This window comes from Candidatus Neomarinimicrobiota bacterium, assembly GCA_016784545.1.
Taxonomy (GTDB): domain Bacteria; phylum Fidelibacterota; class UBA8477; order UBA8477; family JABMPR01; genus JABMPR01.
Window position 1 is genome coordinate 1 of the sequence record JADHUM010000022.1, and the last position, 16,458, is coordinate 16,458.

Genomic DNA, 16,458 nt, shown 5'->3' on the forward strand with positions numbered 1-16,458 from the left:
GCCAGGAGATCAATCTGAAGAATTCCAGGGATGTTTGTCGTATCAACTAGCGCTCCCAGATAACCCACGTGAGAAGATCCATATAAAGCCAGATTGGTAGCTCCCCAGCCCCCGCTGATGGCATCACCTGTGGCGTAAGGACTCGTCCCCATCCAATTCTCTCGCATGGATTCATGGGCGATATAGGAGTTTGGGTCAAATTCATAGGACCAGTCTTCGCTATCCTGATTTGCCGCAGGGAGGTAATTCGGGTAAAAGAGTCTTGATGCATTAGCTAGGTTCAGAATCCACTTTCCCATGGCTCTGGCAAAACGGTCATCATACCGGACCAGAGGTGCCAAAGCAGAAGCATGTTGGAATCCATTCATAGCAAAGGCGTATCCGTCATAGCGGGCTTCGCCGATTAATCCGTCACAATCATAGCCACCCCAGGTGCCCAGTGTGGCACCCCAATCACGTAAATAGGTGATATCAAAACACCAGTTAAGCATTTTTTCTACATCATAACTCGTCCCTAATTCTGCATTCATGCGAGCGGCAATGACTGCACCATAAGGCATCTGAATCTCATAGGACGGATTGCTATTGCGTGTATTGAGGAACTCCAGAGCCCATTCTGCCCCCATTCTCAAACTATCTGTTCCCAACTGAGAATAGGCCATATATAATAGCCAACCAATAGCGCCTGCAGCTTCAGGTTCAACAACACCACCGTCCAGAGGTGTCATGGTAGACAATGACCAGGCTCGATGCTGAAAGTTGCCATAGCGCCAGGGGTAAATGCTCCCACCCATATGTCCCACAGCTTCCAACCAGCGCTGAGCGACGGTCTCAAACTGCTGGTCTGAAACCCCATAATCCTCATACAAGGATTTGAGTTGATAGAAAAATATATTGGGCATGGTTTCATACCACCAGTCGCTGCCACTGGATGCAGTATACCCATTCAAATAAACATTTTCACTGGGACGATTATTAAACCATTCCTGGCTACCTAAGACATAGTCAAAGCCGTTTTGATTGGATTTATCAATACCAACCAGACTGGCTCCCACCAGGGCGGGAATACAATTTATCCCCTCAGCATTGGTAGTGTGGGGCGTCCCCACCACTGTATGAAGACCAAAACTCTCGTTGTCTGGATAGTTGACAGTACTGGACTGGATCCAGGTAAGCGGTAGATATGTCCCTATGGCGTTCTGATCGAAGACCAGTGAATCATAGCCCTGTGCCACAGCTTTCCAATCTCGCATTTCGTAGGGCTGCGGAAAGTTGGGCATTAACTCGACCCGGGGAATATTGATCTGCTGGCCAAAAACACCTACGGTTGACAAAATGATGATGAGAACATTTCTAACTTTGGATGGCATCTTCACTCCGTATGATTCTGATAGTAACATATCGATTTAATTTAATGAAAATGTGGAGATAGGGATGTGTGTAATTCTACAGCATAGATCCAACTCACCAGAGGCCACAATGTAAATTTCATCAGCCTCAACGACTCCAGTAGTAAATACTACATCCGGGAGGTAAATGGAATCTTGAAGATGTTTTGTCAAATCTGGATTTGCCTCCATGAGTGGCACAGAAAATTCTTCATGGATGATTTTTAAAGGGTCTTCAAGATCAAGGACCATCCAAATCGTTCTGTAGATACCAACCTGTCCCTCATCTGAGACTGCATGGAAAAGGATCAACCAACCCTCAGGGGTGCGTATGGGTGTGGATCCCCCTCCCACCTTACGAGACAGTACTGAGTCCTTTCTTGGTTTCAGAAGCACTGGGGCAACTGGTCTCCAGTGGAGTGTATCGGGAGAAGTGGCAATATTGATCCCGGGACCTGACAAATTCTCTGGATGATGATCCATAAAATACAATTCGCCCTGGGGTCTGGTGAGAGCATGGAACAGCCCATTTATTTTCTCAGGGAAAAACACCATATCCTTGTTTTGATGATCCAGTATGAGACCCTGGTAGCTATAGTTCAATCCATCATTGGATGTGTATAGAACCGTAGAGTGGCGGCCTGAAGATACTGCACATGCCGTCATATAGTATTTTTCGTCGATCGTGGTGATACGGGCATCTTCCACCCCGTATTCCTGAGACTCGTTTTGGGGGAGGATCGTCTTATCATAGTGAATCTTCACAATATTTTTTCCGTCCTGATCCAACTCAACTGGTAACAACCAGGAGAGCGACGTCAGTGCATATACATCCTCTGTCCCTTTGAATTTGTATTTGCGCGGATCAGAAAAATCGATACGATCAGTATCATAAATATCATATGTGAATGAATCTATAGCAGGATCATATCTCAATACCTGGAGTTCATGGCCGGAGCGAGGCTGGGTCAAGGCTTCAGCCACCCTCACCATCATCATGGTATTTCCACCTGGTAATCGACAGAATCCGGGATTGAAAGCTCCCAACACATATGTTTCCAGTCCAGTGGCTTTGCCAATGGGCAGCTGGTTGATATCAACATCCCCAGGTGAAAAGAGGATTTTATCAAAAGGAAATTCCATTGAGATATTACCAACCCCCGCGGCTTTGTATTGCCAGGAGACATTCAATCGTTGACTCAGCACCTGAATTGTGATTCACAGCATCCATGGAATTGATGCCATCAAAACATCTACCTGTTTCTGGATCATACATCTGAGTATTGACGATATTTTGTCCGGCAAACCAGGCAAATACTTTCTCAGCGCTTTTTGCATATTCTGGGGAAGCTGTGATTGCTGACAATACCTTCATGCCCCGATACGTTGAGCCAATGCCATAGGCAATTTGGGAAAAATTCTTGATTTGCCAGGTACCCGATGAGTCCAGGGTAATTTCAGCCGGGAAATCTTTCTCTATGAGTGTGGGGACAAAATGATCAGCCCATATTTTCACACTCTTTAGATAGCTTTCCTCCCCGAGAATCAGATAAGCTTGCAGGAGTGCCAAAGCCTGATTATTCCCCCAGCCGTGCCAGGTATTCTGCCAACAGTAATACATGCCCCGATATTCTTCATTCTCGCCCAGGTACTGCCACCCTAACAGGGCCTCACTCAAATACTGTATTTCTTTTTTGTAGTTGAAAGGACCCAGACCATGTACACCGGCCAGAGCAATTATTAATTCTGATGATTGGTCAGGCGCACCACTCAGATTCCAACCCGGTCGTTCTGAACCATCATCAGCGACAATCATTTGTGGATAACTGGAAAATAGTGAATCAAGCTGCGGTTGAGATGCAGAAAATCTGTTTTCAATTCTTTCTGAAAATTGATTGTACTCAGATAGGGGTGCAAAGATTCGATACCCAGCACCTAAGCCTCTCAAGCCTCGTACAGCCCACCATTGAAAAGATGCGACACTTGTTCGATATTCCCGATTAATGGAACCATCTTCAAAGATAAAATTGTACCATAAACCATCTTCCCGGCTCAGGTATAATAAATATTCAACCATACCTTCAGCCACTGGTAGGAGATCTTTACGCTGATGCTGATTGATCTCAAACTCCAGGACCTCCAGAAAGCGACCCACATCGTCCACACAGGTAACTCCTTCTCCAGAAGCATCAATATGAGCGTAACTGGGAGCATCTGCGTAGATCGCAATCCACTTTAGCATAACACTGTCTACTTCTGTACTATCAACCAGGTAAAGCCCATGATTAATGTTTACAGGTAATAATTTTGCTTCCTGTGGACTACAATTTACTAAGAAGCTAATACTGGCAAAGATTACCATACAAGCAAATGATATTTGTGATATTGATTTCCATAGATTGCTTGTATTGTGTCCCTTCGAGAGCACTTCGACGAGCTCAGTGTGACGCCTCAGGGAGACAGGCCAATTAAATAGTGTCTTGCTGCCTGCCAGGTCGTAGCCGCGAGGCGTAGACTGGAGCCTGTCGAAGTATGACACGTTCCTTATTATACTGCTAATCTCAGCCACCTATATACCCTCCTAAAGATTTTGCTGTTCAATCATACCAACCAAAATTCCTTTTCAAAAACCACATCACTTTTTTTTATATATGCCGCTCCAATCAGGCTATCTGCACCAGCATAAATGATATCATATCTGTCTTCCATCTCCATGGTTGCGCAACTGAAGATGACATTGGGAACGGGACCCTGTCTCTCCCACTCCTCTTCAGATTCAATCAGTGGTTGATTAAAACGAGCCAACACTTTCCTTGGATTATCACGGTCCAATAGCACAGCACCCAGTCGGTATTGAAATATTTCATCCACAGCGTGATATATGAGTAACCAGCCCTGGGGATGCAATACCGGTGGTCCGGCGATACCAATTTTTCTGGATTCCCAGGTCCCAGGAATCGGCGCCATGATGGATGTATGATTTGTAAATGTTTTAAAGTCTTCAGTTTCTGCTATCCAGATGTCAACCCCACGTCTATGGAGGAGGAGATATTTGTCACCAAATTTTTCAGGGAAGAAAGCTGAGTTCTTATTCTCTTCGTCTAACAATACACCCTGGCGATCCCAGGTTTTAAAGTCATCACTTATGGCCAAACAAATTCGATAATCTCCAAGGAAACGACCGCCAAAACCCGTGTAGGTCATATAAAAGCGACCATCCAGCTTGACAATCCGTGGATCCTCGGGACCTCTCAATTCCTGGGGTACATCGTTTTTCAATACTGGGTCAGGAAGTCTTTGCCAATCGACAATATTCTCGCTCCAGGCGTAACCGAGATTATTTATATACTCTCCAAATTTTTCATGACCGCCAATATCAGTTCCACGATATATCATGTGATATTTTCCATTATCATAAACGGCTCCTGCATTGAAGACAGCAGCTCTTTCCCATTTATGTTCAGGAACAGTCTTGAGTACAGGATCCCGTGAATACCTTGTTAATTTCATTGAGTATATTTTTTCCTTATTACAAAATAATCGTCTATTGAATTATCAATTCTCTACTACTTCCTACTTCCCACTTCCCACTTCCAACTTTTAACTTTTAACTTTTAACTTTTAACTTTTAACTTCTAACTTCTAACTTCTAACTTCTAACTTCTAACTAATTCTTCAATCCCGATGTCGCCATACTTTCTATGAAATATTTCTGGAAGAATGAATAAATAATGATGATGGGCGCTGCCAAAAGCGTTGTGGCGGCTAACTGGACACCCATTTGGTTGGAAGCTTGCCCGCCAATAGCAAATAAAGTTACCAGTTGAGGCATGGTCATGATTGTTTCAAGCCTGATAACCAATAACGGCCAGAGGACATCATTCCAGGATCCCATAAATGACAGAATCCCAACAGTGATGAGCACGGGTTTGGACAAGGGCCAGATAATGCGAAAGAGTATTTGAAACTCATTACAACCATCAATTCGAGCCGCATCAATCAAATCCTGAGGTATATCGCGGAAAAACTGCCTGAACAGCAAGATTCCGAATGAATTAATCATCCCTGGAACGATGAGGCTTAAATAGGTGTCAACCCATCCAAATTTTACCATGAGGATATACATGGGGATCAAGGTTATCTGAAAAGGGATCACCATGGTAAACAAAATGACTGCAAATATCAATTCATTGCCTAAAAACTTGAGTCTGGCCAAGGCATAGCCTACAATAGAACCAAAAAACAGGACACAAGTCGTGACACACAGGGAGACGAACATGCTGTTCATCAGTGCCCGTGCAATTGGAATTTTTGTGAGAACCGTTCTATAATTGTCCAGACTCATGTTAGGTGACCAGAGACCGATACCTGTCAGTTCCATCTCAGGTTTGAAGGTGGAGAAAAGCATCCAGATAAATGGATATGCGAAAATGATCCCCCCAACGGTAAGGGCCAAATAAACAGGTAAGTTTTTCATGCCGCGCATTTAATCCTGCTCCACAAATTTTTTCTGAATGAGAATGACCATAAGCACTATGCCCGCAAAGAATATCCCCAGCGTTGCCGAATAGCCCATATGCCCAAAATAGAAGGCTTGATTATAAATGTATAACATGGCTGAAAGCGTACTATTCATCGGTCCCCCACCGGTCATGACAAAAGGTTCAATGAAAAGGGAGAATCCGCCAATTGTTGAAAGTGTCATCACCAGCACCACGGTATTATTCAAAGAAGGAATGGTGATATAAAAAAATTGTTGAAGGGGGCCTGCACCATCGATATCTGCAGCTTCGTATAAAAATCTGGGGATGTTTTGCAAACCCACCAGAAACAGAATGACATAAAGCCCTACATTCTTCCAGGTAGCCATAATTGCGATAGATGGCATGGCCCAATTGGGATCATTTATCCAGGGAATTTTATCCAGCCCAATTTTTAGGAGCAGCATGTTCAGTAGACCGGTTTCAAATCCATAGAGTTGACGCCATAGAATGGTGATGACCACACCAGACACGATGACTGGCATGAAATACAGGGATCTGAAAAAGCCCCGAAAGCGAATTTTCTGATTCAAGGCAATTGCCAGTAGTAAGGCCACGACGATCTGCAAGGGTATATGTATGACCAGGAAGGTGAGGGTATTCCAAATTGCCTTGAAGAACTGAGCATCATTGGCCAACCGAGCGAAATTCCTCAACCCAACCCATTCCATAGGTGTGATAATATTCCATTTGTGAAACATGAGCAGAAAGGAAAATCCTATCGGGAAAGCGATAAATACAGAGAAGTACAAGACATAGGGCAAAGACATCACATGACCCGTGAAGCTCTCCCCTTTCATTCTGTTTAGGAGTTTCTTCATTTTGCTCGATTCCAGTCGATGATTACCTGAGATCGTTCTGCTGCGAGGTGGATGGACTCCTCAGGTGTTCGGGCATCAAAAACAGCACAGGCTTCAAATTCCTGTGAGATCGCATCAAAGATTTCTTTTAGTTCAGACGCGCCATCAACTCCCCTGGTGAATACAGCCTGATCGGCGAATTTGATCATTCCGGGATTCATAGAGAAATAGTCTGCATAGCGGGGATCACTGGTGAGGTTTTTCCGGATGGGAATTTGACTGGTTAGCACCAACAACAGGCTGTCTGCCTTTTCTGAGATGAGGAACTTGGCAAATTCCCAGGATTCTGCAGGATAGTCGGTGGTGCTGAAAATGGAGATGTTTTTATGATCCCCATAGGTATAGACCGGTCCCACATAGTCATCAGGGATCGGTATGGGGAAAAAATCGTATTCGAATCCTTTATGCTTAAATTTTTCCACATGAGGTATGGAATAGGGTCCCGTGATTGAGGTTGCTATTTGTTCGCCAATAAACTTATCCCCCAGCATGTCTGTAATGGGGAAATAGCCTCTTTTGTAAATCTTCCGAAAGAGATCAAACACTTCTACCGATGCTGCATTCTCGAATATCAAACTATCACCATCAAAGAGAGATAGTCCTCCTGAGGCAGCTACATAAAAGGCATAGTAATCAAAGAAACGCTGCCACCAGATCGGCTTGATATTGCGGTAGCCCATCCACTGATCCATTTGACCATCGCCATCCTTATCCAAAGTCAGCTTTTCTCCTGCTTCGAGCAATTCGGAGTAAGTTCGTGGCAAGGTGTCAATACCTGCATCCCGGAACATGGTTTTATTGTACATGATCATGATGGGATTGGTTTTCCAAGGCAACTGGTAATAATGATCATCACTGGCTGCAAAGGTTTTCATGAGTTCTCCAGGTACACGTGCCAGGTTGAACTCAAAAAAATCATCGAATTGATCGAGACGAACCAGACCGCCGGCATTGATAAACTCATCCATGGCACCAGGCCACATGTTGGAACATAGATCTGGTGTGGTTCCGCCTGCAATGGCTGCCAGGAGTACCTCTTCTGAGGATTGGCTGGCAGGAATGGGTTGGAGATGCACTTTGACTGTATGGTTCTCAGCATTCCAGTCATCAACCAGGATCCTGGCCAATTCCATCTCATGGGGATTGGATGAGCACCAATAGGTCAAGGTGGTAGTGCCATCTGGATTCACCTTTTTTACGCTATCATCTTTTGAGCAGTTGAGCAGAAAAAGCACAAACATCATTGGGATCAATAATCTGGGATAGAATATCGATGTTATACAATTTATTGATGCGAAACGATGGGATGAATATTTCATTGAATTAGAACATCAAGCCCAGTGTGAAACGTGAAATATCACCCAAACGACCCAGATCTGCATAGGCATAGTCAATCCGAATATTGGAAGCACCAAACAATCGATAATTCAGACCGGCTCCCATGGTCAAACCTGCTTCAGAATCTTCAAGGAACAAGGCATTGTAACCAGCACGCAAATACAACATGTTAAACATGGTCAACTCTGTCCCCAGGTTGACGCTCTCGGTTGCATTGATGGGGTGGAGAGCATCCAGAGCTACAAGCAGGGCAACACCAGAACTGATATTCTGCGTATACGAAAGACCAAACTGCATGTTCAAGGGCAGTGGCCACTCATCCATCTTGTATTCTGCCATGATCTTGTCATTATTTCCCAGATGTTGCGGATCTACATCGTAATAGATCAGCAGATCACTCCCGGCCAACTTTAACCCCGGTCCAAAATTCGAAATGCAGGCGCCGATGCGTAATCCTTCAATCCCGGTGTCGTAAAGGGTTCCGATATCAAAGGCAAAACTACTGGCCTGCTCATGCCAGATTCGTTCTGAGATGTATTTGGCATTGATTCCCATGGAAAAGCGATCCGTCAAATTGCGTCCATAGGACAGACCTGCAACCAGGCTCGAAGCTGAATACTCCTCACCATTACCATCAGGATATTGTACCGTCCGGACGGGTTGATTGGGCATGCTCATGGAATTGATAAATACTCCCATGGACCCAACATTATTACCAAGTGGGATGGTCGCTGCCAAAAAATTAAAGCTCACATCAGTAACCCAATCGACCTGTTCAAAAACACCACTGGCCTGTTGGATACGGCTGAGTCCGGCAGGATTCCAATACATGGCGATGGCGTCCTGGGCGACTGCCACATAGGCACCACCCATACCCATGCTTCGGGCACCGATACCCACTTCCAGAAATGAAGCAGCAGTCGTTCCCCGATTTGTTAATCGGTCACCAGCAGAAACCGCATTTACCAGCAATCCTCCACCAAGGAAGATCACTATTGCATATGCTATTAGATTCTTTCTTATCATATCCGTGCTCCGATTCTCAATTTAAGTAGCCCGCAAAAAAATCTATTTTACGACCCAGACCTTCATCACTGGTCTGAATGGACATCAATACTTTTTCATTAATCTTGATTTTGGCATTTTTTGTCAAGCTTTCGCATAGCTGCTCGAATTCCAGACTAGCGGCTTGTGCAGCATCCTCAGGCTCTGTTCCTGTAGTATTCACCAGATTTTCTTTGATGCTATTCTCCAGTTTTCCAGCCAGCAGACGTTCTCTCCAGTAGCTGAAATCTTCCTGTACGCTGGGAAGCCTGGCTAAATCTTCAGCTCTCCCCTTCTCAGCAAAGACAATATCCCTCACATATATGCCAATGGCATTGACCAGTGAATTCTGCAGGTCATTCAGTGATTTATCACTGAGTTCATAGGGGTTCATTCTGTAATAAAATCTGAAGTCCTCAACAGTCAACCTTCCAGATGCATATGTTGCCAATTCATCCCCGCTCATGGCTTCCAGAGTATTGGGCTCTGGATTCAGCTCACCGGGAGATTCCACTTTGATCTTTTCTGCTTCCACCTGCTGCCAGAGAAAGTGGCTTAGTTGATCCATTGTCTGCCGACGAATGATCAATTGTTCTGTCTGCATCACATCCTGAACGAATTGAAATGCCAGCGCATGCTCACGACGTTTGCTAATAGCGCTGCGATAGTGCTCCTGCTGCAGGTAAAACTCATTTTCAGAGAGTATCTGATTGCTTTCAATGTTCACCAGTCTGAAGATGTGGTAAGCCTGGTTCTTAATGAGAGGAGCTGTAAGGTCACCTACTTCAAGTGAAAACAAAATATCTTCCAGATTCTGATCAAGGTCATTCCAGGAGACCAGATTTACCAAGCCATATTCTGATGTTTTCATGGACTTGACTGCGCCATTGATGGAGACTTGTTCCCATTCTGGATTCCAGCTTTCCGTTTCGGTGGGTGGTTCCTGGTCAAGAATTGCGTGCTGAACCCAGAGGGTTTGTTGGGCTTTCATAAAAGCATCCCGACAATCCGTCTCTGATACCACAACCTTGCTGCGTATCTGCTGTCTGAACAATTCTCGCCGAATGGCTGAATCCTCTAGCTGTTTAAGCTCCCGCCGTGTGGTGGGGTCATTCTCCAGGCCTCTCCTTTCCGCTTCCTGCGCCAAAAGGACGCGCTCAGTAATCCGATCCAGGACTTTTCCATAAGCAGATGCCTTGGGACCGGCTATCACAGAGCGAGGACTGGTTTCATAAGCGAAGATAAATTCGTCAACACCAATGCTGCGGCCATTGACTTGAGAGACCGACTGCTGAGAGTCTTGCCCACAAGCAATCAGCAGGTAGATAACTATCAACAATAGGGGTGCTGGTCTCATAATGTTAGCTGCTTCCCTTACTTGATGACGCTAAAACGTCCAACATGCGTTCCGACATCTGGTGCATCGACATGATAGAAATAGGTACCAAAAGAGATCTCGCTCCCTTCGCTGGTAAGCAGATCCCAGGCTTCCATGCCATTGTCAGCAGACGCGTCATGTTCCAGAACATCCACCAAATTGCCATTCAGAGTATAGATTCGAATGGTGCATCTACTGGGTAGATTAAAAAATTGAATCCGTCGTTCACCACGTCCAAACCTGAAGTAATTTTGAGGTTCCCATGAGGCTGCAACAACATAAGGATCGGGGACCACATGTATGTCGCTCAACTCACTTTTAGCCAGCGTGTTACTTGAATCTGGACCATTGATGGTGAAACGGTATTTTTCGCCATCCCTGAAAGATTTCCTGGTACTTAACAGGAATTTGTCACCTGCCATGGGCGGATCGGTGGTAATTACCGTCGTATCCAGTCCAGGCACTCCTCCTACCCAGACCGTATCCACAGAGAATTTGGATTCAAAGCGAATGACCCATGAGGTATGTCTATTAAAGATGAAGTCTGGATCAGGAACCAGGATGACCAGATCATCTCCATGATTGTAGGCCTGGTTGCCGTTGTGATCCCAAAGGGCAAAGGATGCAGCTGAGGAATCTGTGGTGTTTGTGATGCTCACATTCACCATGCGTGAACTCAGGCCAAAGGCATTCTCAGTTTGAACTGTACTGGAATCCAGAAATTCGATCTCAAAATCGGCGGGCATATTGAGATTCAAGCGACGCCCTGCCACAACTTCCCAATCAGGGTTTAGTCGAATTCGTGTGGTGTAATCCGATTCTCCCTCGATCCAACCGCTGTTCACCAGATCATAGACAAGACTAGTGTCATTTTCGAAGGTAATCAGGCTCCCATTGAAGAGAGGGCTTTCCTGTCCCCGTGCAACCAGACGTGTGGTATCGATAACCAGCGTATCCTGAACCACGTCCCTCAGGGTATATTCTGGGAATATTTCAGTGTGGAACAAGGTAGAATCATGAAACTCAAGCTCATAAGTAACACTGCCACTGGGAACCTGAAAACCTGCAATGATATCCACAGCTATATGGCCTGTGGCAGGACCTTCGTGTTGTATTCCTGCATCCAGTTGAGGTGGTGTGTAGCCTGCCGCATAGGGCCGTGGTACTGCAACACCACAATTCACATCCTGAAAGGTCACTCTACCAAAAGCATCCGTCTTGATGATAGATGAGCATAAGCTTGGGGAAAAGCCTTCAGGAGGACCATTATTGTAGTCAACCAGGCCATAATCGTATGCCACGACAGCATAATAATAGGTCTGCCCATTGTAAACATCCGTATCTATCCAGGTATGTCTGAGACCAGTATTTTCCCCCATGTTAAATTTCACTCCATAGATATCAATGGGGTGGGGACCAAACCACTCGTCATCAAGATCGTACTGAACAACGGGTTGGCGAAAGGTCAAATTTCCATATGAATCGGTAATAATCTTATTCTCCAGAAATTGAGCCTCCGTAGATTTATAGATCAGATAACCTTCGAAATCATATTCCTGTAAAAAGGGATCAAAAGATTGTTCTGAGATATCATCCCAGGCCAGAGTCACTTCTCCATCCCCTGGATATATGGTAAGCGTGGGTTTCAGAGGAGGTTTTGAAAAGCGGTAATCCGCATTATAAATCTGCTGGACCGTGCGCTTGTTCTTTAACAGATCATCCCGGTCCTCGCCGAATAGCAAGGACATGGAATAGCGTTCAGTCATGCCCTCCCTCAGTGGAAAAGTTCCAGACGAGAAAAACATAGCCAGATTATTGGGCTGCAGCAGTTCATGCACAGGAACCAGTGCTCTAGCAAAAACCCCCCAATTCTGTTCATCATTGGTGAGCTCATAATCATGTGTTGCAAAGATATCAAAACCGGTTAGACCTATCTGATCCGATTCGTCGGGATCGGTTTCGTTATAATCCGGTTCACCATTGGTGGGAAAGCCATCGCCTTCACCTTCATCGGGTGCGATGTAATGAACATCATAGGGACCCACGCCATCTGCTCCAAGGTCGTCATTCAGAGGTTCGTCGAAGTCCCAGACATTATTGCCATTCATATCAGTGTAGCCATCCCAGTCACAATCCTCATCGGTTGACCAGTGAGCGGTGGGCTCTCTTAGGAACATCTCGACAAAATCATCCCAGGCAGCTCCATCGAAGCCATAGGGCGCTGTATCAATCCAGACTCCTGGGTCATCACTGAAGCGCAATTCATCAGTGATGCCATCTCCATCATTGTCTATCCCATCTGTACCAATACCTGGACTCTCCAGAAAGGCATAGCCGGCATAACCTACGGGTGACCAATTACCTGGAGTCCCATAGCCATCGGTGTCATAAGCGAAGGCAATATCCAATTCAGCATCATACTCGCCGATATCATCAGCACCATCTTCAACACCCCCTACACCCCAGTCGATGTACTGAGAATAGAAAGTTTCTTCATAGTCATGGGTGGATTCATTACTAATAGTATACAGCCAGAAAATACAATCTTCGGCAAGTACATGACTCCATTGAAAGCCTCTGGCTTTGACTACCAGCCCGAGACCACCGCGTGTAGAGTCAAGGTCATCGCACCAGTAGTTCCAGTTGGTACTCCCCTCAACTTGACGGTTATATTCTTTGTCAGCATCATCATCGAAAACGAAGACCGTCTCCAGATCTGCATTGAAAATGCCCTTGCCGAAATAGCCATTCCAATAGCCATCCCAGGATCTGGGTTTATCAGGCCAACCATCTGGCCAGGAAATGGGTTCATTGCTTACGGCTGGAATAAAGTTCTCCTGCTGATCACCATTGAACCAGAATGGTCGCGGTTCAAAGCCCCAGGGGATGCCCGTTGGGGAACTATCCACGAATTCGCGGTATTGGGTTTCCATGGGATGAACCAATTGACCATACCCATTTTGGACTTCAGCTGCAACAATGAGGGCCACACCATCACAATAATGACGACCATATGTGGGCCAATTGCCAGAGGGCTCATTGGGGTAATCAGTCACTTCCCCATAGTTCTTATATTTTGTCAGTACCAGATTGCCATCCATGGTTCCGATCCGTCGATAGAGACGATTACCTCTCAGATCAAAAGGGGTCTGGGCCTGGAGCTCATGGAGCCCTGGTAAAAGAATACACCCCAAAATCAGGAGGATGCTGAAACGCTTGGTCAGGTTACTCATGAGGGACCTCCAAATTTCAAAGACAATCCAAATAGTATTTTGCGGGGTTCAGAATAAAATTCTGGCCGCGTATAATACTCTTCCTGAGTCTTGATGCCCCGATAGGTTTGAAAATTCATGTCGTAGTCAAATTCGGCTGAGCCGCTGGAGCTATAGACGTCGTGGACATTCTTTCTGTCCAGGAGATTATATATCTTTAAGTATGGGGAGAGGTTGAAACCGTAGATGAAGACATCCTTGGTGATATGAAAATCCAGGGTCATGGTTAGCGGTTTACGTTCGCCATTATAAATCCGATTCGAGTATCGGGCTGAAGATCTGGTATAGGGCAATCCACTTCCCATCTTGCTGATTACACTAATATGATAGCCAGCCTGGGTTGTCGTGGCACTTAAATTCAGGGAATGGGTTTGATCCCAATCCAGAATCACCCGTTTTTTCTCTGATTCAATGGGTGGATCTGCTCTCTGCCTTTCCCATTCTTCAGTCGGGTCCGAGGCATTCCCCGTGGCAACCTGATAGGTATAATCAACACCAAAACCAAAACCACCAGGCAACTGTCTTTGTTCCAGAGCCAGGGTAAGCCCCTTCACATTGGCATGATCCCTGTTGATAAATCGGAAATAGCGCCCGCCATAAATGTCATCACGAACTTCCATGCCGATAAGATCGCGAATATCCTTGTTAAAGCCGGTAATATCGATGGTCAGATCTTCTGTCAGTCCCTGTTTTAATCCGATCTCATAGCTCACTGTTTTCTGGGGTTGCAATTCGGCGTTCCCCATGGAGTTATAGCGACCACGTGGTGGCTGGTCGCCTTCGATCTGGATTAAGGATACTTCGAAATCCGGGTTGATATAAAGATGCTCATAAGCTGGAACCTGGAAAAAATGCCCATAGCTGAAATGGATAACACCCCTATCGGTGATGGGATAGGCAATCCCCAATCTAGGACTGAATTGGGAAGAGGCTTCTGCAGGTCGTTTAACAGACAGGCGCGTGTCCCGGAAATCTTCAGGTACCACACCATCTGGGTCAAAGTAGTCAAAGCGTAAACCGGCGTTCAGAATCATTTCACCCAATTCAAGTTTATCCTGGAAATAGGCGTTAAATTCCACGGGCTTATGCCGGTAGCTATTGTTATATGCAGATGAATCCGGCGGTCTATTCACAAGATTGCTATCATCAAAATAAATCCAATATTCATGGAGCCAGAGATTGCTTTGCTTCAGACTGACGCCAAGACCAATTTTTTGTTGGGATGATATTTGGTTGGTATAATCCATTTTGCCAATCACATCACCAGTATTTCGACGGTGCTGCCACATGCGCATACCCCCAGTGGAAAACCCATTTGATCCATTACTGGTCAGATTTGACAGGGGCGCATAGCGGGGATCCTGCCAGTCTTCATAGACATATTGACCAAATTCAGTAAAACCCTTGGATGCATTCAGAGTGACAAATGACTCTGAGCTGAATAGGTGTGTAAATTGCAGAGAACCCCGATAGTCACCACTAACTTTTTGGTAATTCCCCTCAGGATTGTATTTAAAAGAGTGGTCATAATCACGATATTGTTCTGATTGGTAATAACCAGATACATTCAGCTTACCCTTGTTATAAAGCTTGAAGGTTAATTTTCCTTGAACCGTTTCACGGGCATGGGGCTTAAGAGCGACCACGTCCCCACTCCCTGTTGCTTCGATATAAGGATTATCTGGATTGTCAAAATTTGAGGAATCGGAAGGCAAAAATAGTTGTTCGCCAAAGAGATAACCCTCTCCAGCAGATTGTCGCAATAAAACTGAAAAATTTGAGGCACTTCCCAGAAAGGATGGCAGAGGTCCGCTCAGACTTAACTGCACATTATGGGTAGCCAGTGGATTTACTTCATCGATGTGAAGAAAGACATCGTCGTGACTGGAAGCATAATCACCAATATAGGTTGAAAGCTTGCCAGCAAAATAATCCTGGCCTTCCTTGGTCACGATATTAACGATGCCAGACATAGCTTGTCCGTATTCCGCATTAAAGGTACCGCTGATCACTTCCATGGCCTGTATCATATCATTTTCTACATCCAGAGGCACATCGCCAGAATATCCATCATTGATGGGAATCCCATCCACGATATAGACAACCTCGCCTCCACGGCCTCCTCTAAAATGGCCTTCTATTACACCAGCCTGTAAGTTGATGAGATCACCCAGGGATTCGACCTGAAGCGCTTCAATATCTTCAGCGCTGACTCGATAGGATGTAGAGGTAACATCCTTTCTCACGGTGGGCGCTTTGGCAACCACGGTGACAACATCACCCACCAGGACTTCTTCCTGGAGCTGTATGATGACCTCTGTGGTCAGGTCAACCATCACTTTGACATCGGTGATTCGGGTTGTTGAATAGGAAATATATCCAGCCTTCAGGCTGTAAGTTCCCGGAGTGATGCCGATGATTGTATAATATCCATCAATATCTGTGGCGGCACCCATACCTGTGCCCTCCACAATAATATTTACGCCAATGAGGGGTTCTGCCGTGGTGGCATCAACCACTTTACCTGTAATTTTACCCGTCATACCTGCGAACACAGCTAGAGGCAATAGCGTAAGCATACATAGGGTTAACTTGTACCATTTTACAGACGTCATGGACATGACCTCCTCATTTCAT

11 protein-coding genes are annotated in these 16,458 nt (G+C 45.5%); all 11 read right to left on the minus strand.

Features of this window, described 5'->3' with window-relative positions:
• On the minus strand, positions 1–1,370 hold a 1,370-nt coding region (locus ISR87_06450), incomplete at its 3' end, for a laminin G (protein ID MBL7025082.1).
• Between the two features lie 36 nt (positions 1,371–1,406).
• On the minus strand, positions 1,407–2,531 hold the full coding sequence (locus ISR87_06455; GenBank protein MBL7025083.1) for a glycosidase: 1,125 nt from the start codon (positions 2,529–2,531) through the stop codon (positions 1,407–1,409).
• Positions 2,532–2,538: 7 nt separating this feature from the next.
• The gene (locus ISR87_06460; GenBank protein ID MBL7025084.1) at positions 2,539–3,630 is read right to left on the minus strand and encodes a hypothetical protein; all 1,092 of its coding nucleotides are present in this window, start codon (positions 3,628–3,630) and stop codon (positions 2,539–2,541) included.
• A 359-nt stretch (positions 3,631–3,989) separates the two neighbouring features.
• On the minus strand, positions 3,990–4,898 hold the full coding sequence (locus ISR87_06465; protein MBL7025085.1) for a glycosidase: 909 nt from the start codon (positions 4,896–4,898) through the stop codon (positions 3,990–3,992).
• A 157-nt stretch (positions 4,899–5,055) separates the two neighbouring features.
• Entirely contained in the window at positions 5,056–5,865 is an 810-nt protein-coding gene (locus ISR87_06470; protein ID MBL7025086.1) for a carbohydrate ABC transporter permease, read from the minus strand.
• A 9-nt stretch (positions 5,866–5,874) separates the two neighbouring features.
• A complete protein-coding gene (locus tag ISR87_06475; GenBank protein ID MBL7025087.1) occupies positions 5,875–6,750 on the minus strand; it encodes a sugar ABC transporter permease in 876 nt (291 codons plus the stop codon).
• On the minus strand, positions 6,747–8,033 hold the full coding sequence (locus tag ISR87_06480) for an extracellular solute-binding protein (GenBank protein ID MBL7025088.1): 1,287 nt from the start codon (positions 8,031–8,033) through the stop codon (positions 6,747–6,749). The genes ISR87_06475 and ISR87_06480 overlap by 4 nt, the downstream gene beginning before the upstream one ends.
• 79 nt (positions 8,034–8,112) lie before the next feature.
• The gene (locus ISR87_06485) at positions 8,113–9,153 is read right to left on the minus strand and encodes a PorV/PorQ family protein (GenBank protein ID MBL7025089.1); all 1,041 of its coding nucleotides are present in this window, start codon (positions 9,151–9,153) and stop codon (positions 8,113–8,115) included.
• 16 nt (positions 9,154–9,169) lie between these two features.
• The gene (locus ISR87_06490) at positions 9,170–10,528 is read right to left on the minus strand and encodes a hypothetical protein (GenBank protein ID MBL7025090.1); all 1,359 of its coding nucleotides are present in this window, start codon (positions 10,526–10,528) and stop codon (positions 9,170–9,172) included.
• A gap of 17 nt (positions 10,529–10,545) precedes the next feature.
• Positions 10,546–13,782, minus strand: coding sequence for a hypothetical protein (locus ISR87_06495; GenBank protein ID MBL7025091.1), 3,237 nt, complete (start codon positions 13,780–13,782; stop codon positions 10,546–10,548).
• A complete protein-coding gene (locus tag ISR87_06500; protein ID MBL7025092.1) occupies positions 13,779–16,436 on the minus strand; it encodes a TonB-dependent receptor in 2,658 nt (885 codons plus the stop codon). The genes ISR87_06495 and ISR87_06500 overlap by 4 nt, the downstream gene beginning before the upstream one ends.
• Positions 16,437–16,458 lie beyond the last annotated feature (22 nt).

Excerpts from the sequence above, each read along its gene's own strand:
- ISR87_06455 (MBL7025083.1), bottom strand. The coding sequence starts at position 2,531 with ATGGAATTTCCTTTTGATAAAATCCTCTTTTCACCTGGGGATGTTGAT.
- ISR87_06460 (MBL7025084.1), bottom strand. The coding sequence starts at position 3,630 with ATGCTAAAGTGGATTGCGATCTACGCAGATGCTCCCAGTTACGCTCAT.
- ISR87_06465 (MBL7025085.1), bottom strand. The coding sequence starts at position 4,898 with ATGAAATTAACAAGGTATTCACGGGATCCTGTACTCAAGACTGTTCCT.
- ISR87_06470 (MBL7025086.1), bottom strand. The coding sequence starts at position 5,865 with ATGAAAAACTTACCTGTTTATTTGGCCCTTACCGTTGGGGGGATCATT.
- ISR87_06475 (MBL7025087.1), bottom strand. The coding sequence starts at position 6,750 with ATGAAGAAACTCCTAAACAGAATGAAAGGGGAGAGCTTCACGGGTCAT.
- ISR87_06480 (MBL7025088.1), bottom strand. The coding sequence starts at position 8,033 with ATGATGTTTGTGCTTTTTCTGCTCAACTGCTCAAAAGATGATAGCGTA.
- ISR87_06485 (MBL7025089.1), bottom strand. The coding sequence starts at position 9,153 with ATGATAAGAAAGAATCTAATAGCATATGCAATAGTGATCTTCCTTGGT.
- ISR87_06490 (MBL7025090.1), bottom strand. The coding sequence starts at position 10,528 with ATGAGACCAGCACCCCTATTGTTGATAGTTATCTACCTGCTGATTGCT.
- ISR87_06495 (MBL7025091.1), bottom strand. The coding sequence starts at position 13,782 with ATGAGTAACCTGACCAAGCGTTTCAGCATCCTCCTGATTTTGGGGTGT.
- ISR87_06500 (MBL7025092.1), bottom strand. The coding sequence starts at position 16,436 with ATGACGTCTGTAAAATGGTACAAGTTAACCCTATGTATGCTTACGCTA.